Source organism: Streptomyces sp. NPDC058279 (genome assembly GCF_042881255.1).
Classification (GTDB): Bacteria; Actinomycetota; Actinomycetes; order Streptomycetales; family Streptomycetaceae; genus Streptomyces.
In genome coordinates this window covers 378045-398305 of record NZ_JBHVYA010000001.1, presented here as the reverse complement: position 1 = coordinate 398305, position 20261 = coordinate 378045, and the positions used below count along the sequence as shown (strand labels likewise).

19 protein-coding genes and 1 pseudogene are annotated in these 20261 nt (G+C 71.1%); 12 read left to right on the top strand and 8 right to left on the bottom strand.

Translation table 11 applies throughout. The features are described 5' to 3' along the window. Positions 1 to 82 precede the first annotated feature (82 nt). On the top strand, positions 83 to 1297 hold the full coding sequence (locus ACFVXJ_RS01880) for a beta-ketoacyl-[acyl-carrier-protein] synthase family protein (RefSeq protein WP_389657011.1): 1215 nt from the start codon (positions 83 to 85) through the stop codon (positions 1295 to 1297). Continuing rightward, a complete protein-coding gene (locus ACFVXJ_RS01875; protein WP_389657008.1) occupies positions 1297 to 2118 on the top strand; it encodes an AAA family ATPase in 822 nt (273 codons plus the stop codon). The genes ACFVXJ_RS01880 and ACFVXJ_RS01875 overlap by 1 nt, the downstream gene beginning before the upstream one ends. A 158-nt stretch (positions 2119 to 2276) precedes the next feature. Here the strand turns inward: ACFVXJ_RS01875 and ACFVXJ_RS01870 are convergent, their stop codons facing one another. Beyond that, the gene (locus tag ACFVXJ_RS01870; protein WP_389657005.1) at positions 2277 to 2744 is read right to left on the bottom strand and encodes a hypothetical protein; all 468 of its coding nucleotides are present in this window, start codon (positions 2742 to 2744) and stop codon (positions 2277 to 2279) included. Between the two features lie 180 nt (positions 2745 to 2924). On the opposite strand from ACFVXJ_RS01870, the gene ACFVXJ_RS01865 reads away from it, so the two are divergent. Together ACFVXJ_RS01865 and ACFVXJ_RS01860 are read left to right on the top strand one after the other, a co-directional pair. Next, positions 2925 to 3602, top strand: coding sequence for a helix-turn-helix transcriptional regulator (locus ACFVXJ_RS01865; RefSeq protein WP_389657002.1), 678 nt, complete (start codon positions 2925 to 2927; stop codon positions 3600 to 3602). A 32-nt stretch (positions 3603 to 3634) separates the two neighbouring features. Continuing rightward, positions 3635 to 4279, top strand: a complete 645-nt coding sequence (locus ACFVXJ_RS01860; protein ID WP_389657000.1) for a DUF3291 domain-containing protein — start codon at positions 3635 to 3637, stop codon at positions 4277 to 4279. Between the two features lie 1095 nt (positions 4280 to 5374). Here the strand turns inward: ACFVXJ_RS01860 and ACFVXJ_RS01855 are convergent. Next, positions 5375 to 5824 (bottom strand): hypothetical protein, encoded by a 450-nt coding sequence (locus ACFVXJ_RS01855; RefSeq protein ID WP_389656997.1) that lies wholly within the window; start codon positions 5822 to 5824, stop codon positions 5375 to 5377. Between the two features lie 232 nt (positions 5825 to 6056). Here ACFVXJ_RS01855 and ACFVXJ_RS01850 point away from each other — a divergent pair, with 232 nt between their 5' ends. The 3 genes from ACFVXJ_RS01850 (at position 6057) to ACFVXJ_RS01840 (ending at position 9110) form a co-directional block, all read left to right on the top strand. Beyond that, complete coding sequence (locus tag ACFVXJ_RS01850) at positions 6057 to 6701, top strand: Hsp20/alpha crystallin family protein (RefSeq protein ID WP_389656994.1); 645 nt, start codon at positions 6057 to 6059, stop codon at positions 6699 to 6701. 299 nt (positions 6702 to 7000) lie between these two features. Next, on the top strand, positions 7001 to 7480 hold the full coding sequence (locus ACFVXJ_RS01845; RefSeq protein ID WP_389658568.1) for a flavodoxin family protein: 480 nt from the start codon (positions 7001 to 7003) through the stop codon (positions 7478 to 7480). 163 nt (positions 7481 to 7643) lie between these two features. Continuing rightward, positions 7644 to 9110 (top strand): serine/threonine-protein kinase, encoded by a 1467-nt coding sequence (locus tag ACFVXJ_RS01840; protein WP_389656991.1) that lies wholly within the window; start codon positions 7644 to 7646, stop codon positions 9108 to 9110. A gap of 30 nt (positions 9111 to 9140) precedes the next feature. Here the strand turns inward: ACFVXJ_RS01840 and ACFVXJ_RS01835 are convergent, their stop codons facing one another. Continuing rightward, a complete protein-coding gene (locus tag ACFVXJ_RS01835; protein ID WP_389656988.1) occupies positions 9141 to 9623 on the bottom strand; it encodes a DUF4188 domain-containing protein in 483 nt (160 codons plus the stop codon). 81 nt (positions 9624 to 9704) lie between these two features. On the opposite strand from ACFVXJ_RS01835, the gene ACFVXJ_RS01830 reads away from it, so the two are divergent. Beyond that, complete coding sequence (locus ACFVXJ_RS01830) at positions 9705 to 10343, top strand: MerR family transcriptional regulator (protein ID WP_389656986.1); 639 nt, start codon at positions 9705 to 9707, stop codon at positions 10341 to 10343. 197 nt (positions 10344 to 10540) lie between these two features. On the opposite strand, the gene ACFVXJ_RS01825 is transcribed toward ACFVXJ_RS01830, so the two are convergent. After that, the gene (locus ACFVXJ_RS01825; protein ID WP_389658565.1) at positions 10541 to 11344 is read right to left on the bottom strand and encodes a methyltransferase domain-containing protein; all 804 of its coding nucleotides are present in this window, start codon (positions 11342 to 11344) and stop codon (positions 10541 to 10543) included. A 33-nt stretch (positions 11345 to 11377) separates the two neighbouring features. After that, complete coding sequence (locus ACFVXJ_RS01820; RefSeq protein WP_389656983.1) at positions 11378 to 12244, bottom strand: alpha/beta fold hydrolase; 867 nt, start codon at positions 12242 to 12244, stop codon at positions 11378 to 11380. A 60-nt stretch (positions 12245 to 12304) separates the two neighbouring features. On the opposite strand from ACFVXJ_RS01820, the gene ACFVXJ_RS01815 reads away from it, so the two are divergent. Continuing rightward, entirely contained in the window at positions 12305 to 12784 is a 480-nt protein-coding gene (locus ACFVXJ_RS01815) for a MarR family winged helix-turn-helix transcriptional regulator (RefSeq protein WP_389656981.1), read from the top strand. A 464-nt stretch (positions 12785 to 13248) separates the two neighbouring features. Beyond that, positions 13249 to 13892 (top strand): annotated as a pseudogene (locus ACFVXJ_RS01810) (response regulator). A gap of 71 nt (positions 13893 to 13963) precedes the next feature. On the opposite strand, the gene ACFVXJ_RS01805 reads toward ACFVXJ_RS01810, so the two are convergent. The 3 genes from ACFVXJ_RS01805 to ACFVXJ_RS01795 all read right to left on the bottom strand — a co-directional run bounded on the left by ACFVXJ_RS01805 (position 13964) and on the right by ACFVXJ_RS01795 (position 15618). Continuing rightward, positions 13964 to 14395, bottom strand: a complete 432-nt coding sequence (locus tag ACFVXJ_RS01805) for a GNAT family N-acetyltransferase (protein ID WP_389656979.1) — start codon at positions 14393 to 14395, stop codon at positions 13964 to 13966. Between the two features lie 414 nt (positions 14396 to 14809). Next, entirely contained in the window at positions 14810 to 15208 is a 399-nt protein-coding gene (locus ACFVXJ_RS01800) for a DUF3618 domain-containing protein (protein ID WP_389656976.1), read from the bottom strand. Next, on the bottom strand, positions 15205 to 15618 hold the full coding sequence (locus ACFVXJ_RS01795) for a phage holin family protein (RefSeq protein WP_389656973.1): 414 nt from the start codon (positions 15616 to 15618) through the stop codon (positions 15205 to 15207). The genes ACFVXJ_RS01800 and ACFVXJ_RS01795 overlap by 4 nt, the downstream gene beginning before the upstream one ends. A 786-nt stretch (positions 15619 to 16404) precedes the next feature. Here ACFVXJ_RS01795 and ACFVXJ_RS01790 point away from each other — a divergent pair. Both ACFVXJ_RS01790 and xdhB read left to right on the top strand, forming a co-directional pair. Next, positions 16405 to 17880 (top strand): xanthine dehydrogenase small subunit, encoded by a 1476-nt coding sequence (locus ACFVXJ_RS01790; protein ID WP_389656970.1) that lies wholly within the window; start codon positions 16405 to 16407, stop codon positions 17878 to 17880. Next, positions 17877 to 20261, top strand: a complete 2385-nt coding sequence (gene xdhB, locus ACFVXJ_RS01785; protein ID WP_389656967.1) for a xanthine dehydrogenase molybdopterin binding subunit — start codon at positions 17877 to 17879, stop codon at positions 20259 to 20261. The genes ACFVXJ_RS01790 and xdhB overlap by 4 nt, the downstream gene beginning before the upstream one ends.

Here is a 20261-nt window from a genome sequence, read left to right as displayed (position 1 = left end):
CCGGCGTTTTCGCTGGAATGATCACCGGGAGATCAGTCCACGTACTGTGGAATCCCTACGATCGATCCCGAGGAGAATGAGAATGGCTCAGAACGGTCAGGTCGTGATCACGGGCCTGGGTGCCATCACCCCGGTGGGTGCCGATGCGTCGTCGTCCTGGTCGGCTCTGCTGGCCGGAAAATCAGGAGTACGGTTCCTGACCGAGGAGTGGGCGGCGGATCTGCCGGTGCACGTCGCGGCCGGCCTCGCGTCGGATCCGGCTGAGAAGTTGCCTCGGGTGGAGGCGAGGAAGCTGGACCGGGGTGAACAGCTCGCGATCCTCAGCGCCAGGGAAGCGTGGCAGGACGCCGGAGCGCCCGAGGTCGAACCCGAGCGGCTGGCCGTGGTCATCGGCACGGGCACCGGCGGGGTGCTGACCACCCTCGGCCAGGACGACGTGTTCGAACGGTCGGGCCCCCGCCGTCTCTCCCCGTTCGCGGTGCCGATGCTCATGCCCAACGGCCCGGCTGCGTGGGTCAGCATGGACCTCGGTGCGAAGGGTGGCGCGCGGACGCCGGTGAGCGCCTGCGCGTCCGGAGCCGAAGCCCTCGCCATGGGCCAGGACCTGATCCGGGCCGGGCGGGCCGACGTGGTGGTCGCCGGCGGCGTCGAGGCGTGCCTGCACCCCTTCACGCTCGCGGCCTTCGCCCAGATGAAGGCGCTGTCCACCGCGTCGGAGCACCCGGAGGCGGTGTCCCGCCCGTTCGACGTGGCGCGATCCGGCTTCGTCATGGGCGAGGGCGCGGGAATCATGGTGCTCGAACGTGCCGGATTCGCCGAAGCGCGCAAGGCGCGGACCTACGGGTCGTTGGCCGGCAGCGCGGTGACCTCCAGCGCCCACCACATCACCGCCTCCGACGCCGACGGTCAGGTCTTCGCGATGGAGTCGGCTCTGCGTGACGGCGACGTGGGCCCGCAGGACATCGGGGTCGTCCACGCGCACGCGACCTCCACCGAGTCGGGTGACGTGGCCGAGGCTGAGGCGATAGGCCGTGCGATCGGCCGGCGGGCCGCGGTGACGGCGACGAAGTCGATGACCGGTCACATGCTCGGCGCCTCAGGGGCGGTGGGCGCGATGGTCGCACTGCTCTCCCTCAAGGAGGGCGCCGTCCCGGCCACGCTCAACCTGGACCGGCTGGACCCGAAGGTGGACCTGGACGTGGTGCGCGGCGAGACCCGCACCGGCCACTGGCCCGCCGCCCTGGCCAACTCCTTCGGCTTCGGCGGACACAACGTCAGCCTGGTCTTCACGAGATAGTGACCGGCGAGCGCGGCAGACGCGGGGGCGGTGGGGTGTGGCGGGGGATCGTCCTGCCCCGTTGGTCAGAGGGCTCACGTAATGTCGACGTACTTCCAGACCTCGTAGCGGACGGCCTATCACCTGTGAGCACCCACCCGAGCACCGAGCACGCGGCGGAACCCCGGCCGGGCTGTCGGTCGCCCGCGGACCGGCCCGGGGACCCGTGCCCGAGCGGTCACATATCCCCACGCGGAATCGTCGACCTCCGAGGGCCGGCCGGTCGGGATGTCCGGCTCTCCTACCCGTGCGACGCGGCGGTCGTGGTCGCCGGACTTCCCGGCAGCGGGAAAAGCACGTTGCTCCGCGCCTGGTCCCCTACCGCCACGGTGGTCGATCCCCGCGTCACCCGCACCGCCTGCGAAACGCGCATGCCGACGTGGCTTCCCTACGCGGCCTACCGGCCGTGGGCGCGGCTGAAGCACATGCACTGGACGCGCGGCGAACTACGCGGCCACCACCGCCCCGTGCTCATCCACGACTGCGGCAGCAGGGGCTGGATGCGGCGCTGGCTCGCGCATACGGCTCGCCGGGCCGGGCGCCCGTTGCACATGGTCGTGCTGGACGTCGGCCCCGAAGAAGCACTGTCGGGTCAGTACGCCCGTCGGCGGATGGCGTCGCGCCGTGTTTTCCACCTCCACCAAAGGGGCCTGACGAGACTGCTGTCGCGAGTCGAACGCCAAGGGTTGAGCAGGCTCCCGGGCGTCACTTCCCTGGTTCTGCTCGATCGTGGCCAGCGGGACCGCGTGACAGAGATACGGTTCGGGCTGCCTCAGGCGTGAGGCCGACCGGTGCGGCCCACACCTCGCGCGGCGGCGAAAGCGGCGGTGGAAGCGGAGACGGAGCTAGACGGGCTGAGCCGGCCCGTCCTCACCCGACCCGCCCGCCCGTAGTGTGCCGGTTGTTCAAGGACGGTCTCGCCGGCCGGCCAAGACCAGGGTCATATCGCCAGGCCGGTGGGTGCGGGCCGCCTGGCCGTGGTCAGGGCGCGGATGGCGATGTGCTGGGAGTAGGCGAGCAGGCCGATGGTGATCGCGCCCATGACGACGGCGAAAAGGGCGTGGCCGAGGGTGGAAGTGATCGTCAGACCCACGGCCTTGAGCGCGAAGTGGCTGCCGATGCGCAGAGCGATGAGCCCGAAGGCTATCTTGCGGGTTTCCTTTCCGCGCCACAGTGCCTTGGCCAGCCCGATGCGCTTGCGCATCAACGTCAGGGAGACGGTGATGTTCACGGCCAGGGCCGCCAGCAGTACCGGCCATACCGAGGGGAACGCCTGGAGTATGTCGAACGCGGCCGCGAGTACGCCTTCGAAGGCGAAGAACCAGATCGGCAGCCGGTAGTCGGCGGGTGCCAGGGCGCTGGTGTCGATCGGTTCGGCCGGCGCGTTCTTTTTGCCGAGGATGTTCATGGTCGTTGTCCCCCGTGGTCGTGTTGTGATCGTCAGTTTGCCCGGGGGAGAGCCGTGGTCGGCAGGGTCTCGGGTCACGTGTGCCACATGACAACTGTCATGGCAGGCGTCGACGTGCTGGTGGTTCGGGCATTCCTTCCGCCCTCTATCTCGAACCTGTGTTGTTCTTAGAATGGCGGTGTGGAAGACATCGAAGCGATCGCGGCGTTGCAGGATCCGGTGCGGCGTCGACTGTACGAGTACGTCGTGCGGCAGGGCCGCGAGGTCGGCCGTAACGAGGCCGCGGAGGCGACCGGGGTGACCCGTACGCTCGCTGCGCACCATCTGGACAGGCTGGTCGAGGCCGGACTGCTGGAGACGGGCAGCCGCCGGCTGACGGGCCGCTCGGGGCCGGGAGCGGGGCGTCCCGCCAAGGTCTACACCCGGGCCGGGACCGAGTGGGCGGTGTCGCTGCCCGCGCGCGACTACCGCACAGCCGCCGATCTGCTCGCCGAGGCCGCGGAGCAGGCCGGGCTGGACGCCACGCTCTGCGCGGCCGCGCGCCGCCGGGGCGAGGCGCTGCGCGGCTCGGCGGCACCCTGCACCGGCCTCGAAGAAGCCATGGAGATGCTGGCTGCCCGCGGCTACGAACCGCACATCGAAGACGGCGAGGAGGCGACCGGGTCGGACGCGCGCGTCGTCCGCATGCGCAACTGCCCCTTCCACGCTGTCGCCGAGCGCTTCCCGCCGCTCGTCTGCGGCATGAACTTGGCGCTGCTGGAAGGGCTGTTCGGCGCGGACGGTCCCGTACGCGCCAGCATGGACGCCCGGCCGGGGGAGTGTTGTGTGGTGGTGAGTTCTAAAAACAATTCTCATTGACATAGAAAACCGGGGCGTGTTGGGATGTGTCCATGACCGCATCCGACGCGCCTTCAGTCCAGTTCGCTCACCTCGCCCAGCTCAACGTCGCCACGCTCCGACACCCGCTCGACGACCCGCGCACTGCGCCGTTCGTCGAGATGCTCGAACCGGTCAACGCCGCCGCCGACGGCACGCCCGGCTTCGTGTGGCGGCTCGTGGACGAGGGCGGGGCCGACGCCACGGAGCTGCGCCCGGCGGGTGAGGACGTCATCGTGAACCTGACGGTCTGGGAGACCCAGGAGGCGCTGTGGGACTTCACCTACCGCAGCGGGCACTTGGAGGTGATGCGCCGTCGTCGCGAATGGTTCGAGCGGCACATCGAGGCACACCTGGTGCTCTGGTGGGTTCCCGCCGGCCGCCTTCCGACCGTCGGCGAAGCCCTGGAGCGGCTGGCGGACCTGCGGGCGAACGGGCCGTCCCCCCGCGCGTTCACCTTCACCTCCTCCTACACCGCCGCCGAGGCCGCCCAATTCCTCCGGACCCAAGAGCTCCAGACTGTGCAGCCTGTGCAGCGCGAACCTTCCACCGGTGGCGCGCGGCCGGTGCCGAACGGGGGCGAGGCCGCGCTATCGGGAGCGGTCCTGGCCGAACCGGCGGAGAGAATCGGCTTCGGCGTCGCGCCCAACAAGGCATAGACGATGGACGCTCTTGCCTCGCACCGGGCCGCGCCCGCACGCCGGAGTCGCGGAGTCGCGGAGTGGGGATGGCGCATCGGCCCGTGGGTCGTGGGCGCGGCGCCCGAGCGTCTCTCCAGGGCGCCGGCCGAAGACGCTGTGAGCGACTGGGCTGGTCGACCGGGTCGACGTGGTCGAGGGGGCCGACGATGTGACTGCGCGGTGCGGGACTGGGGCAGGGGGCGAGAGGTTCGGCAGACAGCCCGGCACCCGACGCTGCGGCCAGGTCGCCCGGCAGGCGTGGAGGCGTGCCCTGGGTCCATACCACCGTCAAGCGCACTTGAGCTCAAGGGCGTGTGGAGACAAGCCACTTGAAGACCAGGGGCGGTCCGCCTCAACCGGCGGGTCACTCGTTGGTGGCATGTCCGCGAGCCGGCGCCCGACCGCCGACAAGGGTCGGACACAGTGAGGGAATGCGCTGCCGGTTCCTGCCTCTTGTACTCACCACACTGCTGACCGTCTCCGGCTGTGTGACGGTCAACGGCACTGAGGGCAAAGAGGCCGGAGTCCGCGCCGCCCCCAGCGTCTCTGCCCCGCACCCAGCCGCGGACGTCCCGTTCGGCGCGTGGCCACTCGGGGAGTTGCCCCCGCAACCCGCCCCGACGCCGTCCGTCGCGAGTGATGCGGACAGCGAGCCGACGGCTCGGACGCGGCCGGATCCGGGTCGGTCCCGCGGCGGTGCCGAAGGGGACGGCGGCGACCAGGTAGAGGCAGGTCGGCGCCACCGTGCTGTCCCGGGCAACCAGCGCTCCCGTACACAGGCCCCGCCCTCGAAGCCCAGGCGCAGGGAGCAGCACCGGTCCCGGCCGGCGCCCGCCCCCAGCGCCCGATCCGCCGCCGGGCGCATCGAGATGGCGAAGCTGTGCAGGGCGTCCCAGGGTGTCACCGACCCGTCGATCACCGGCCTCTGTCGCGGTACGTACGGGCGCTAACCGTATCGGCCGTCGGGTCGACGACGACCGACACGGCCTCGGAGCCGGCCCCGCGGCGCTGCACGGCAGTCGACCGGATCAGGCGTGTTCCCGGCCCTGAAGCGCCGGCCCGCGCCCGCCGCCGTTACCGTCCCGGCTCGGCGCGCCGGAGGCGGGAGACGCCGCGCTCGTGGCCGGCCGTGCCCTCCCGGATGGCCTGCGCCCGATCCATTTGTCCCCAGCCGGCTCCGCTGCCGGCGTTCACCTCTTCCCGCACGTCCCGGAGGCCGTAGTGGGCGAACAGTTCTTCCTCGTCGGCGACGGTCAGGACGCTCCCGCAATCCAGTGCCGCACACGGAGCCTGCTCGATCAAGGACACGGAGTAGGGGAGAACCAGGCGTTCCTCCTTCAGCGAAGCCTGCCGCAGCGGAACGAACACGCCGCCCAGCCCCGACGACCGGTCGACGATCCGTGCCCATTCCGGCCTACCGGTGGTGTCGTCGACGAGCACGTACTCCACTCCGCCGAGTCGTTGACCCTGCTCCGTCTCGGCCGCACAGGTGGCCAGTGCCGACAACTGCTCCTGAGTGATCACCGCTGCTCCTCGCCTGCCTGCCGTGCCCCTGTCGCTCACCCGCCTACCCAGGCGGCGCCGGCTGAAAAGGACGGCCGGGACCCTATCCCGGGCTCCCCCACCGGTGGTTTCCGCCCGTCCGGGCTGGCCGGATTCGCGCATATTGGGTGGTTTAGTTGCATATGGCGGGGTTAGTTACCTCTATATCGGGGGCGGCACGGCCGTCCCCGGATCACGACAGGAGGTGAAAACGATGGCACTGCCGATCCGACGACACGGAAGCGGTCCGGGTGCAGTGCTGAGGGGCCTGGACCCGTTCACGGACTTCGAGCGCATGTGGGACCAGATGGGTCGGTTCCTGGAACAGGCCGCCGGGCCCACCGCTCGCAGCGCGGCCTGGCTGCCGATGGCCGAGGAGAACGAGAACGACAGCTCCTATACGGTCAAACTGGAGCTCCCCGGCTACCCGGCCGAGAACATCGACATCGAGGTCGAAGGCGACCAGCTCGTCATCAGCGGCGAGCTGTCCGAGGAACAGCACGGGAAGGTCCTCACGCGCAGGCAGGGCAGCTTCATGTACCGCACCAGCCTGCCGGCCGGAGCCGACCCCGAGCACTGCGAAGCCGATCTCGACAGCGGGGTCCTCACCCTGACCATCCCCAAGACGACTCGGCAGCAGCAACGCCGCAAGATCGAGATCGGCCATGGGCGGCACTCCATGGAAGGAAAGAGCCCGGCCGAACTCGCGGGGGAGAGGACCATGACTCCTGCCGAAGAGCACAACGCGTTCGTGGCGGGCGGCGCGGACGATGCCACCCGAGGTGAAAGCCGCGGCGCGGCCCCTGACGGCACCGCTCCCGGCGGAGTCCGGCCCGAGCCGGAGCGCCCGGGCTCCTGACGATCCGACGCCCCGCCCGGAGACCGGCTGACCAGCGACTGACCGGGCGGGGCGCAGCGTCGGTGCGGCGGCTCGCGGTGGGGAGGGTGAAGCGGGGGGTGCGGCCGGGTGACGAATAACGGGAGGACGACGCGGGGGGCGGCCGGACCTCATGCGGCGGTCGTGACCCCGCCGGCACGCCGGCCCCCTGACGCACCCCATGTGAGGTGGGTCACAGTGGGGGCTGTCACGTTCCGATGGCTCCGACGGGTCTGAGTGGTGGCAGGCGCGACACCGAGGAGGACCCGACCGTGGAAACCATGAAGAACGTCATCGTGTGCACCTCCGTCTCGCACGGCAATACACGTCGTATCGCCGACACCATGGCCGGGGTACTGGGGGCGAAGGTCGTCACCCCCGAGGAGGCCGACCCCGCCGAGCTGGCGGACGCCGGCCTCGTCGGATTCGGCTCGGGCGTCTTCTACGGCAGGCTCCACCCCCGATTGACCGACTTCGTCAAGGCGCTGCCCCCGAGGCGCGGTCGGGCGTTCGTGTTCGCCACCAGTGGGCTTCCCGAGCCGGCGCCGGCGCCCTTCAGCCGCCCCCTGGTTCGCCTCCTCGTAGCGAAGGGGTACGAGGTGGACGGCACCTTCTCGTGTCGGGCGTTCGATACCTGGGCGCCGTTCAAGCTGGTCGGCGGCATCAACAAACAGCGGCCGAACGGCGGGGACCTGAGCGCCGCGCGGGACTTCGCCGAGCGCGTCATGACGGCCGCCGCGACCGCGCGGCGGCGCCAGTAGACCTCCCGCCGGACCCTTACGGGGGTAGGGGCCGGCGGGACCCCATTCGCGGCCTCGGGCGGGGCGCTCCCGACCGACGGCGGCCGTCGGCCGCGCGAGCCTGCGTAGGCCGTGGTCCGTGGGGTAAGCGCGGTGTACTGCCGGCGAATCGAGGAGGTCCCGCATGTCGGCGCGCCCGAGTCCGGCCCCCACGGAGCAGATCCCCCTCGGCTCACTGCTGGGCGGCCGCTACCGGATTCAAGCCCTCATAGGCTCCGGTGGGACCGCGGACGTCTTCCGCGGCGTCGACCAAGTCCTGGGGCGCGAGGTGGCGGTCAAACTCTTCCGCCCCGGAGCGGACACCGTCACCGCCGACCGTTTCTGCGACGAGGCGCTGACCTTGGCCCGGCTGTCGCACCGGGCCCTCGTCACCGTGTACGACGTCGGGCGCCATGGGAACGGGTCCTACGTGGTGACGGAGTTGATACCCGGCATCACCCTGCGCACTCGTATCGATGCCGGCCCCCTGAGCCCCGTACGCGTCATCCGGCTCGGCGCCGAGATCGCTTCCGCGCTCGACCACGTCCACGCGCACGGCATCATCCATCGGGACATCAAGCCGTCCAACGTCCTGCTCGGTGACGACGCCGCACCCTTCCTGGCCGACTTCGGGCTCGCCCGGGCCGTTGACGACCATTCCCGCAGTGAACCGGACACGCTCGTCGGCACCCTCGCCTACATGGCCCCCGAGCAACTGCGCGGCCAAGGCGCGGGCATGGCGAGCGACGTCTACGCCCTGGGGCTGACGTTGTTGGAAGCGCTCACCGGCGTCCGCGAGTACGTGGGCACACCCGCCGAGGTCGGGGTGGCCCCGTTGTTGCGTTCCCCCGAGGTCCCCGACCTGTTGCCCGACGGTCTGGGGCGGTTGCTGAAGGCGATGACCGACCAAGACCCGCAGGCACGCCCCGACGCCGCCCGGATCCACCTGACGCTACGGAGCCTGGGCGCGGGGCGAAACCCGCGCCAGGTACCGAGGCCGGCGTTGGCGCCGGCGTCGGGACCGGCACCGGCACCTGCCGTCGATCCGGCGGATCCCGCGTCAGACACGCACCGCGCACCCGTTCCGCTCGACGGCGAGGACGGCGGCGGCGACGGCGGTGGCCACACCCGTGCCTCGGGTGTCCTGTGGGGCATGAAGCCCCGGTCCGTTCGCCGTACGGGGGCTGTCGCCGCGCTGGCCGCGAGTGTGGTCGGCGCGTCCGTGCTCCTGGTGGGGGCGACCGAGTCTTCCCACGCGCCGCCGGGCAACCGACCGGCGACCCCCGAGGCGGCCGCGCGTCCGTCGCCCACGCCCACCACCCCCGGCCCGTCCACGACGCCGGGCTCGTCCACGCCCCCCGGACCCTCCGCGACCCGCGCCGCGGCACCCGTGGCCATGACCTCGGGCACCCCGGCGCTACGCACTGACGACGCCACTGATGCCACTGACGCCGAGGCCCCCGGCGCCCGCCGCCCCACGGACCACGGCCCGGTGGCCAAGGCCAAGGACAAGGAGCGCCGACCCGACACCGATGGGAAGGCCGGCAACGACGGAAGGGCCGGCAACGACGGGAAGAAGGAACCCAAGGAGAAGAAGAAGCCGTCGCGGTGAGGGGCCGGCGCAGCCGGGCAGGCCACGGCCCTAGCCGGCCAGCCGCTCCGCGGCCCGCTCACCCCGCCGCCCGACCGGCACCACGCCGTGCGCTTTGCCGAGCCCGGTCGGCGGCATGGCGTGGTAGATCGCTTCGTACGAACCCGCCGGCACGATGTAGGTCTCGTGCCAGATACCGACGCTCCCGGCACCGTTGCGCACCCGGCGGTTGAACGCCGCCCACGCCGGGCGGTGCTCCCCGTCCGGGGCCGAGGCGTAGGCGAGCAACTTCTCGCGCGACTCCCAGTGTTGGACCAGCGTGTAGGTGCGCGGCCCGGACGAGTACGCCTGGAAGCCCAGCAGCCCCCTGCCCTCCTCGCGCGAAAGCTCCTTGAGCATGCGCGGCATCGATCGGAAGGTGGGCAGCCAGTGGCGCACCGCCCGCCACCGGTTGATCCGCATTCCGATGAGGAAGACCACCACATCCCCCTCGGCCGCCGTCGTGACCCGCTCCGGTATCGGTGCCGTACCCATGCCGTGCCCCCTGCTCTCCGATTGGATAGCGTCGCTATCCATGATTGGATAGTGCCAGTATCCGAAGGAGGGTGCAAGAGGATGCGACTGGCCGAACTGAGTGAGCGCAGCGGGGTGTCCACCGCGACGATCAAGTACTACCTGCGGGAGGGGCTGCTCCAACCGGGCGATCGGGTCACCGCCACCCAGGCCGCCTACGGCGAGGAGCATCTGCGCCGGCTGCGTCTGGTGCGGGCCCTGATCCAGATCGGCAAGGTGCCGGTGGCCGTCGCGCGGCAGGTGATCGTCGCCGCGGAGGACACGACGCTGGACCACCACATGCGGCTCGGCGCGGCCGCCTGGGCGCTGCCGCACGAGCCGGGGCCCGCCGAGGACGACCCGGCGACCAGGACCGCACGCCGCTCGGTGGACGCGCTGCTGGAGCAACTGGGCTGGAACAGCATGCCCGGCGAGCCCGCCCCCGCCCTCGGCACGCTCGTCGCCTCCGTCGCCGCCCTCGTCCGCCTGGGCTACCCCTGCGACACCGCGCATCTGCTGCCGTACGGTCGCATCGCCGCCGAACTCGCCGTCGTGGACCTGGACGTGGTGGAGGAACAGCCCACGGCCGCCGGACAGATCGAGGCGGCGGTCGCGCTGACCGTGTTGTACGAACCGGTGCTGCTCAGCCTGCGCAGGCTGGCGCACGTCCAGGAATCGGCCCGGCGGTTCGGAGGCTGCTGAGTCCTGTCGCGGACGTGGTACGGCGGCGGCGCCGGCCCCTCACAGGAACGGGCGAGCTGCTCGCGTACCCATGCGGGATCGGGGTCGACGCGCGGCCGACCCGCCTCCCGGGGCCGGTCCCGGGACCGGGAGGCCCCGACCCCTACCTCCGGCTACGGACGGCAACGGACGGCAACGGACGACTACAACGGCTACGACTACGGACGGCGTCCCCAGGCGGAGATCATCGGGGCGGTGGCCAGGTCGAGGCGTCCGGTCGCGACATTGGCCAGATGGCGGTCGATCTCCTCGTCGGTGGCGAGTCCTTCCGTCACCAGACGACGGCGGATCTGCCGCATGGTCGCGGCTTCGAGGACGGCGCACGCCGGTGAGGTGATCGGGAAGTACGCATCGGCCCGCACGTCCTCAAGACCCGCCTCGCGAAGCAGCCTGGGCAGGGTTCGCCCGTAGGCCAGATCCGCCCCGCGTGCCGCCATCAACGCGCGGAAGTCGGAGCGCAGCCGGTTGGCGAGCCGCTGTTCGGGACCCGACTCGTCCGGACACAACAGCGGTTGCAACCCCGGGTCGGCGTCCTCCAAGAGCAGCCGGCCGCCGGGTCGCAGCGCCCGGACCATCCGGCGCAGCGCCTCGGCGCGGTCGGTGACGTTGACCAGGACCAGTCGGGCGTGGACGAGGTCGAAGCCGCCGGGCGGCGGAGGATCGGTGGCCACGTCGTGGCGCAGCACCTCGATCGCGCCACCGGCGATGTCCCCGGTCCAGGAGACGTCGATGTCGGTGGCGATCACCTTTCCCGCAGGGCCGACGCGCTCGGCCAGCCCGAGGGGTACGGACGGGCCTCCGGCGCCGACCTCCCAGCACCGCATGCCGACGGTGATCCCGAGCTCGTCGACATGCCGGAACGTCACAGGATCGAACAGCTCGCTGAGGGCGTCGAACCGGATTCCGGCCTCGGACTGCCGGTTGTCCAGCAGGTAACCGTGATACATGTCGTCCTCAGCCATCTGAGCCATGGGGCGATTCTGACAGAGCGGCGGTCAAGCGCCTGATGACCGCTGCCCGCCGCCCGGCGGCCGGAGGAACTCCGCGATCAGGCGGTTCGTTGTCGTAGGGGTGGCGGTGGGCAGCGCGTAGTGGGTCAGGTTCGGGAGCGTCTCGATCCGGGCGTGCGGTACGGCCGCGCGGGCGCGGGCCGCGACCTTCTCCGGGTCGTGGGCCCCGCTGCGGCCGGCCAGGAGGACCAACAGCGGGACGCGCAGGGCCCGGGCGTCGGGGCGGCGGCCGACGATCAGCTTCCGGTCCGGCACGTCCGAGACCGCGAGGGCGAAGAGCCGCTTCCACTGCGGATCGGTGTCCGTGCCGGCCGTCTCGCGGTCGAGGTAGCGGAGGGCGCGGGTCGTCGTCGGCCGCACCAGTACGGACAGGGAGCGCAGCAGGAATCCGGGGCGGTAGCCGGCGAAGCACTGGGTCGGGTCGAGGAGCGCCAGCCGGTCGACCCGCTGCGGCGCGTGCAGCGCGTAGGTCAGCGCGATCCAGGCGCCGTACGAGTGCCCGAGCAGGCCGGCGCGCGAGACGCCGAGACCGTCGAGGAGCGCATCCAGCCAGGGCATCAAGTCCGCGGTGGTCCGCAGCGGGCGGCCCGAGCGCGCGCTGCGACCCGCGTCGCCGAGGATGTCGACGGCGAGCACCCGGTGGTGCCCGCCGAGCGCCGCGGCGTTGGCGAACCAGACGGCGCCGGTGGAGCCCCCGCCGTGCAGGAGCAGGAGGGGAGCGGCCTCGGCGGCCCCGTAGGCATGGACGCGCGTCGTGCCGTACGGGGTCGGGACGTCGATCTCGGCGGTGCCGGCCGGCCAGCGGGCCAGCAAGGCGTCGTAGGCGGCGAAGAAGTCTCGGGATGCGGACACGGTGGGCCCCCTGGGATCGTCTCGTTGACCAATTATCTCGCTCGGCGAGATACTAGCCGAGTGAGCGACTATCAGAGCCATGACGACAAGGACACCCCCGCCCTGCGGCTGATCCATCTGCTGCGCGCGGTAACGGTGGAACTCCACCTGCGTGGCGCCGAGTTCGCCGGGCGCAATGGTCTGCACCCGACCGACCTGCGTGCGCTGATCCGGCTGCTGGACGCCGACCGGGCGGGCGAGACCGTCACCCCGGGACGCCTCGGCGAGGCGTTGCAGCTCAACTCGGCGGGCACCACCGCCCTGCTCGACCGCCTGGAGCGGCTGGGTCTCGTACGCCGCGTCCGCGACGAAGGCGACCGGCGTCGGGTGCTGTTGGCGGTGGAGGAGAAAGCCGTCGAGCTCGGCTGGTCGTTCTTCGGCCCGCTCATCGGCGCGCTGACCGAGGCGACCGAGGACTTCACTCCCGCCGAACTCGACGTGGTGCGACGCTACTTGACCGCCGCCCTGCGCGCCGCGACGAGCCCGACCGCCGCACCGTAGGCTCCGGTCCCCTCGGGGCGGCCACGTGTGGAGCCGGAGATCGCGCGAGCGATCCCCGCGGCTCCGCGACCTGGGCCACCGAGGGTGTACCTGGGTACACCCCGTTCGGGATCCACGTGCAGGGACGACCCGGGCCCGTACCGGCAGAGCCGAAGGCGGGGTATGGCGGGCATGCTCCGAGCGACCACGGGAGGGGCCGGAGATGACACCGGACCGCATGACGCCGGACCGCATGACGCCGGACCACGAGCAGGGACGGCGGCGAAGGCCGCGGACGAGATGGGCGGCGCAGGCAGCGGTGTTCCTCGCGGTCGCGTTCGCGGCGGCGGGGGTGTGCGGCGCCCTCCAACCCGCGACCGGCATCCCTGGACTGCGGGGCGTGCGGCGCCGGCTGGACCCTTCGACGGAACCCTCGTCCTGCACAGCCCGCGGGGCGGCCCGACCACCGCGACCTTGGAGATACCGTGCGCGTCGTCCTCGCCGAAGACCTCTTCCTCCTCCGGGACGGGCTGACGCGCACCCTCCAAGACCACGGGTTCGACGTCGTGGCCGCCGTGGACAACGGCCCCGACCTGCTGAAGACGCTGCTCCGGGAAGAACCGGACGTGGCCGTGGTCGACATCCGGCTGCCCCCACCTTCACCGACGAGGGCCCCCAAGCGGCCCTGGAGGCGCGTCGCTCCCGGCCGGCGCTGCCGGTCCTCGTGCTGTCCCAGTACGTGGACCAGCTCTACGCCCACGAACTGCTCGCCGGGGGCCAGGGAGCCATCGGCTACCTGCTGAAGGACCGGATCTCGCACACCACCCAGTTCGTGGACGCGGTACGCACCGTTGCCGCGGGTGGCACCGTCATGGACCCGCAGGTCATCGCACGGCTGCTGGCCCGTGGCGACGCCCGGGGCAGCACCGCGACACTGACCCCGCGCGAGTCGGACGTCCTGCGGCTGATGGCCGAGGGCCGCTCCAACGCGGCGCTGGCGCAAAGCCTGTTCATCAGCGAGAGCGCGGTCGCCAAACACACCGCGGCCATCATCACCAAGCTGCGGATCGAACCATCAGCCGACGACAACCGGCGGGTGCTGGCCGTACTGGCCTACCTGAAGCGGTAGCCGCGGTCCCGGCGGGCCGGCCCTGCCGGGCCACGCCGGGCCCTGCCGGGTCGGCTCAGCCGCCGTGCGGGCTACTGCTCGCCGAGCGCCATCCATTTCTCCGGCGTTTCCAGCGGTGCGAAACCGACCTTGGCGTAGACCGCGTGGGCGTCCGCGGTGGCCAGCATGACGCGGCGCAGTCCGTACGGGGCGAGGTGGTCCCTGGTGGCGGCGGCCAGGGCGGTGCCCAGGCCCTTGCCGCGTACGGTGGGATCGATGTAGACATCGCAGAGCCAGGCGAAGGTGGAAAGGTCGGTGACCACCCGGGCATAGCCGAGTTGAGCACCGGAAACACTGTCGTACAGACCGAAGTTGAGCGACTCGGCAATGGCCAGGTCCTGCTTCTCCCGGGGTCGGCCGAGGGCCCAGTACGCGTCCTGGGAGAGCCAGCGGTGGATCAGCTCGCGATCAAGCCGCTCGGGGTCGGTGGAGATTTCGTATCCGTCCGGAAGTGCGCTGTTCATGGCCGTATCCAAGCAGTCGGACGATCCGCGAGCCAGATGTTTTCGACGAGGCCGGCGGAGCCTGTCAGGCCAGGAAGCACTCGACGGCCGCGCGGGCGCCGGCAGTTCGAGACGGCGGGTGTCCGCCGACGCCCGGGCCAGGGCGTCGATCCAGTCGTCCAAGGCCACCGGGCGCCGTGGGAGGACGATGCCCCGCACCTCGTGGCAGACCTCCCCGACCGCGCTTCCCCGTCCATCCGCAGCGAGAGCCGCCGCTCCCCGAGGCGTGATGTCCGGTTCGGCGACCGATCCCGCGCGGGATCGGAACGGTCCGCCCCACGAGAGCGGTGCGCCCCACGGGAGCGGTCCGGCCGCCGCCGGGGAGTCTGCCGCGCCGATCGGCGGCGGTGTCGGCCGCCGCCGTCTCGGGTACCCCTACCGGCGGCGCCGGCCGCGACGGAGGAGCAGGATCACGATCAGGGCCGCACCGGCCGCCAGCGCGGGGGTGCGGTTCGTCCGTACCGTGCGAGCGGCGCTCTGGCCGACCTGCGTCGCGGTGTCGAGAACGGGGGCGGGCGTCTTGTCCTTCGCCACGTCCCGCACCAGACAGGCGGCCTGCTCCGCCTTCGCGCGGATCCGCCGGGAGAGCAGAGCGGCCTTCTCCGCCGCCTGCTCCTTCACCGCCGCCGCCTTCTCCTTGGCCTGTGCCCTGACATCGGCCTTGGCCGCCAACGCCTCGACGGTCTGACCGAGATCGTCACGCGTGTGCCGGATGTCCTCGCGCAGTTCTTCGGGCGTGGGCGTGCCAAGCTGGGTACGGGGGTCGTCGGTCATCGGTGGGCCCTCTCCTTGATCTCGGCCACGTCGGCCTTGACGCTGTCGATGGTCTGCTCGGGCGTCGGCGCGCCGGCCTTCGCGATCTGCTTCTTCCCCGACATCGCCGCCCATGCGGCCATCGCTCCCAGCACCGCCGTGACGATGAGGGCCGCGGCCCACACCGGCAGCACCAACGCGAGAGCCGCGATGCACGTCGCCACCAGCGCCTGGGCGGCCAGGACGCCGATGAGGCCGGCCGCCCCGAAGAGACCGCCGCCCTTGCCGAAGCGTTTGCCCTTCTGTGTCATTTCCACCCGCGCGAGCCGCATCTCCTCGCGGACCAACTCCGAGATCTGTTGGGAGGCGCGCGAGACCAGCACGCTCACCGAGTCGTCGGTGGCGTGGGCCTGCCGCTCTGCCGTGGTCATGGTGAGGTCACCGTGCCTTCCTTCCTGGGGCCTTGACGGGGCGACAGCCGGCAGCCGTGCGACGTCGGCCGCCCCGTGGGTGCGCGGCTACCCGGCAACCGCCCGATCACCCCTCCCAGGGCCGGTTTTGCCGCGGCGCCGCGACCGCGCCCGAGCAGGGGAACGACTCGGGGTCCAGCGCACGGGCGAGAATCCACTCCGGGGCTCATCCGCGGGGACCGACGGTTACCGGGCGTGTGACCGGGGGGTGTCGGCCCTGTGATCGGACGGTGTCGGTCCCATGACCAGGCCGTGAACGACACCACCGGAACCGGCTCGCACAGCGACCGCGCCTTTACCCCGTGTACCACCGCCGCCCCGCTCCTTTGTATGATCAACCAAGTCTTTGGGTGGCGACTGGTCGCTTTGTTGCAGATTCCTGCCCAGGGCTAATGGTGGCTGCCGTTCCGCTTGACCGATGGGGCTGCCGCACCGTAATTTCGAACGAACCGACCCGTGAGCTGTCGAAAGGAGGCGAAGTCGGATGTCGACCATCTCCGACCTGCATCGCCTCGCTCAGACGGCCGCCTGGGTTCCGGGTCGTGTAGCACACGGCTGCTGACCAGCCTCCCCGGCGTGCCCGATCGTGGGCCCCGGCGTCTTCCGCTCTCTTTCATCTCGCCTGCGGCACGTATTCTCCGTGCTCATTTGTGCTCTGGGTTCTCGAGCTGCGCCACCGAAAAAGAAAGCTCCTGAAATGGCGACTAGGATAAACAGATTGATCGCGCACCGAAATGAGGTTGCGCAATGGTAGCAGCGCGGATCACGGTCAACGGAAAAGAAACACCGATTTCAGCCGACGCGCCCCACACCACGGTGCTGGACTTCCTGCGCGAGCGTGGCCTCACCGGCACCAAGGAGGGCTGTGCCGAGGGTGAATGTGGCGCCTGTTCGGTCCTGGTCGCCCGTCCCGGGGTGAACAAGCCCACCGACTGGGTGGCGGTCAACGCCTGCCTGGTCCCGGCCGCGGCACTCGACGGCCAGGAGATCATCACCTCGGAAGGTCTCGCCACCGCCGGCGAGCCCGGCACCGCGCCCACCCTGCACCCGGTGCAGGAGGAGATGGCGGTCCGTGGCGGCTCCCAGTGCGGTTATTGCACCCCGGGATTCATCTGCAGCATGGCCTCCGAGTACTACCGACCCGACCGCTGCGCGCACGCGGAGCCGGCGGACGGCGCCGATTCGGATTCCGATTCCGAGCACGGCCCCAACGGTTTCGACCTGCACTCGCTGAGCGGAAACCTGTGCCGTTGCACCGGTTACCGCCCGATTCGCGATGCGGCGTTCGCCGTCGGCGCGCCCACCGAGGACGACCCGCTGGCGCAGCGCCGCGAGCAGTCCGCGCCCGAGCCGGTGGCCACCGAGTACACCCAGGACGACCGCACGTTCGTGCGGCCGAGCACCCTGGCCGACGCGCTGCGGCTGCTGCGCGAGCGGCCCGACGCGGTGGTCGTCGCCGGCAGCACCGACTGGGGCGTGGAGGTGAACATCCGCTCCCGCCGGGCCGATTACGTCGTCGCCGTCGACCGGATGCCCGAACTGCGGGAGCTGCGCGTCGAGTCCGACCACATCCTCATCGGGGCCGCGCAGACGCTCACCGAGATCGAGCGCCGTCTCGACGGCAGCGTCCCGCTGCTGGCAGAGCTGTTCCCGCAGTTCGCGTCCCGGCTCATCCGCAACAGCGCCACCCTCGGCGGCAACCTCGGTACCGGCTCTCCCATCGGTGACAGCCCGCCGGTGCTGCTCGCGCTGGAGGCGTCGCTGATCCTCGCCGACGCCGACGGTGAGCGCGAGGTCCCGCTCGCGGACTACTTCACCGGCTACCGGCAGAGCGTCCGCCGTCCCGGTGAGCTGATCCGCGCCGTGCGCATCCCGCTGCCGCTGTCGCCGGTCACGGCCTTCCACAAGATCGCCAAGCGGCGCTTCGACGACATCTCCAGTGTGGCGGTCGCCTTCGCGCTCGACATCGAGGACGGGACAGTCCGCAAGGCACGCATCGGTCTGGGCGGCGTGGCCGCCACCCCGATCCGCGCCCTCGCCACCGAGGCGGCCCTGGAGGGCAAGCCCTGGAACGAGGAGACCGTCAAGGCCGCGGCCCAGGTGCTGAGCGCCCAGGGCACGCCGATGAGCGACCACCGGGCAAGTTCCGAGTACCGGGCCGCGATGCTCGGCCAGAGCCTGCTGAAGCTGCACGCAGAGACCACCGAGGCGGTGTCGTCATGAGCCATTTGTCCGAACGCCCCGAAAAGCCTGTCGTCGGCGTTTCCATGCCGCACGAGAGCGCCAACCTGCACGTCACCGGTACCGCGCTCTACACCGATGACCTGGTCCACCGCACCAAGGACGTCCTGCACGCGTACCCGGTCCAGGTCATGAAGGCCCACGGCCGGATCACCGCACTGCGCACCGAGCCCGCGCTCGCCGTGCCCGGCGTGGTCCGCGTGCTGACCGGCGCCGACGTGCCCGGCGTGAACGACGCCGGTATCAAGCACGACGAACCGCTGTTCCCCGACGAGGTCATGTTCTACGGCCACGCGGTCGCCTGGGTGCTCGGCGAGACCCTGGAGGCCGCGCGGCTCGGTGCGGAGGCCGTCGAGGTGGAACTCGACGAACTGCCGTCCCTGATCACGGTGAAGGAGGCGATCGCGGCCGAGAGCTTCCACGGCGCCCGGCCCGTGATGCTGGCCGGCGACGTCGACGCGGGCTTCGCCGACTCCGCGCACGTGTTCACCGGCGAGTTCCAGTTCTCCGACCAGGAGCACTTCTACCTCGAGACGCACTGCGCCCTGGCCCACATCGACGAGTCCGAGCAGGTGTTCGTCCAGAGCAGCACCCAGCACCCCTCGGAGACGCAGGAGATCGTCGCCCACGTCCTCGGCCTGCACAGTCACGAGGTGACCGTGCAGTGCCTGCGGATGGGCGGCGGCTTCGGCGGCAAGGAGATGCAGCCGCACGGGTTCGCGGCCATCGCCGCGCTCGGCGCCAAGCTGACCGGCCGGCCGGTCAGGCTGCGGCTCAACCGCACCCAGGACCTGACTATGTCCGGCAAGCGGCACGGGTTCCACGCCTCGTGGAAGATCGGCTTCGACGCCGAGGGCCGCATCCAGGCCCTCGACGCCACCCTGACCGCCGACGGCGGCTGGAGCCTGGACCTGTCCGAGCCGGTGACGGCCCGTGCGCTGTGCCACATCGACAACACGTACTGGATCCCCAACGCGCGCATCGCGGGTCGCATCGCCAAGACCAACAAGACCTCCAACACCGCCTTCCGCGGGTTCGGCGGACCCCAGGGCATGCTGGTGATCGAGGACATCCTCGGCCGGGTCGCGCCGCTGCTCGGCCTGGACCCGATGGAGCTGCGGGAGCGCAACTTCTACCAGCGGGACCAGCACACCCCGTATGGGCAGCCGGTCACCCAGCCGGAGCGCATCTCCCTGGTCTGGAACCAGGTCAAGGAGAACGGCGGCATCGCCGACCGCAAGCGCGAGATCGCGGCCTTCAACGCGGCGCACCCGCACACCAAGCGGGCGCTCGCGATCACCGGCATCAAGTTCGGCATCTCGTTCAACCTCACCGCCTTCAACCAGGGCGGCGCGCTGGTGCTGATCTACCGGGACGGCTCCGTCCTGATCAACCACGGCGGCACCGAGATGGGCCAGGGCCTGCACACCAAGATGATGCAGGTGGCCGCGACCACGCTGGGCATCCCGCTGCACAAGGTGCGGCTGGCCCCGACGCGTACCGACAAGGTGCCCAACACCTCCGCCACCGCCGCCAGTTCCGGCGCGGACCTCAACGGTGGGGCGATCAAGAACGCCTGTGAGCAGCTGCGCGCGCGGCTGGTGCAGGTGGCCGCCTCCCAGCTGGGTGGCAACGGCTCGGACGTACGCATCGTCGAGGGCGTCGCGCGCGTCCTCGGCAGCGACAAGGAGCTGGCCTGGGACGACCTGGTCCGCACCGCGTACTTCCAGCGGGTCCAACTGTCGGCGGCCGGTTACTACCGGACCGAGGGGCTGCACTGGGACGCGAAGACGTTCCGGGGCTCGCCGTTCAAGTACTTCTCCCACGGCGCCGCCGCCGCCGAGGTGGAGGTGGATGGCTTCACCGGTAAGTACCGCATCCGGCGCGTCGACATCGTCCACGACGTCGGCGACAGCCTGTCCCCGATGATCGACATCGGTCAGGTCGAGGGCGGCTTCGTGCAGGGCGCCGGCTGGCTGACGCTCGAGGACATGCGGTGGGACACCGGTGACGGGCCCCACCGCGGCCGACTGCTGACCCAGGCCGCGAGCACCTACAAGCTGCCGAGCTTCTCGGAGATGCCCGAGGAGTTCAACGTCATGCTGATGGAGAACGCCACCGAAGAGGGCGCGGTGTACGGGTCCAAGGCGGTCGGTGAACCCCCGCTCATGCTGGCGTTCTCGGTGCGCGAGGCGTTGCGGCAGGCCGCCGCGGCCTTCGGACCGGCCGGGGTCAGCGTGGAACTCGCCGCCCCCGCGACGCCGGAAGCGGTGTACTGGGCGATCGAAGCGGCCCGCAAGGGCGAGGCGCAGGGCGAGGACATCGAGATCCTCAGTTCCGCAAGCGCTTTGAGCAATGCCTGA

Coding starts and splice junctions, on each gene's coding strand:
- ACFVXJ_RS01880 (WP_389657011.1), top strand. CDS start 83: ATGGCTCAGAACGGTCAGGTCGTGATCACGGGCCTGGGTGCCATCACC.
- ACFVXJ_RS01870 (WP_389657005.1), bottom strand. CDS start 2,744: ATGAACATCCTCGGCAAAAAGAACGCGCCGGCCGAACCGATCGACACC.
- ACFVXJ_RS01860 (WP_389657000.1), top strand. CDS start 3,635: ATGACCGCATCCGACGCGCCTTCAGTCCAGTTCGCTCACCTCGCCCAG.
- ACFVXJ_RS01850 (WP_389656994.1), top strand. CDS start 6,057: ATGGCACTGCCGATCCGACGACACGGAAGCGGTCCGGGTGCAGTGCTG.
- ACFVXJ_RS01845 (WP_389658568.1), top strand. CDS start 7,001: ATGAAGAACGTCATCGTGTGCACCTCCGTCTCGCACGGCAATACACGT.
- ACFVXJ_RS01840 (WP_389656991.1), top strand. CDS start 7,644: ATGTCGGCGCGCCCGAGTCCGGCCCCCACGGAGCAGATCCCCCTCGGC.
- ACFVXJ_RS01835 (WP_389656988.1), bottom strand. CDS start 9,623: ATGGGTACGGCACCGATACCGGAGCGGGTCACGACGGCGGCCGAGGGG.
- ACFVXJ_RS01830 (WP_389656986.1), top strand. CDS start 9,705: ATGCGACTGGCCGAACTGAGTGAGCGCAGCGGGGTGTCCACCGCGACG.
- ACFVXJ_RS01825 (WP_389658565.1), bottom strand. CDS start 11,344: ATGGCTGAGGACGACATGTATCACGGTTACCTGCTGGACAACCGGCAG.
- ACFVXJ_RS01805 (WP_389656979.1), bottom strand. CDS start 14,395: ATGAACAGCGCACTTCCGGACGGATACGAAATCTCCACCGACCCCGAG.
- ACFVXJ_RS01800 (WP_389656976.1), bottom strand. CDS start 15,208: ATGACCGACGACCCCCGTACCCAGCTTGGCACGCCCACGCCCGAAGAA.
- ACFVXJ_RS01795 (WP_389656973.1), bottom strand. CDS start 15,618: ATGACCACGGCAGAGCGGCAGGCCCACGCCACCGACGACTCGGTGAGC.
- ACFVXJ_RS01790 (WP_389656970.1), top strand. CDS start 16,405: ATGGTAGCAGCGCGGATCACGGTCAACGGAAAAGAAACACCGATTTCA.
- xdhB (WP_389656967.1), top strand. CDS start 17,877: ATGAGCCATTTGTCCGAACGCCCCGAAAAGCCTGTCGTCGGCGTTTCC.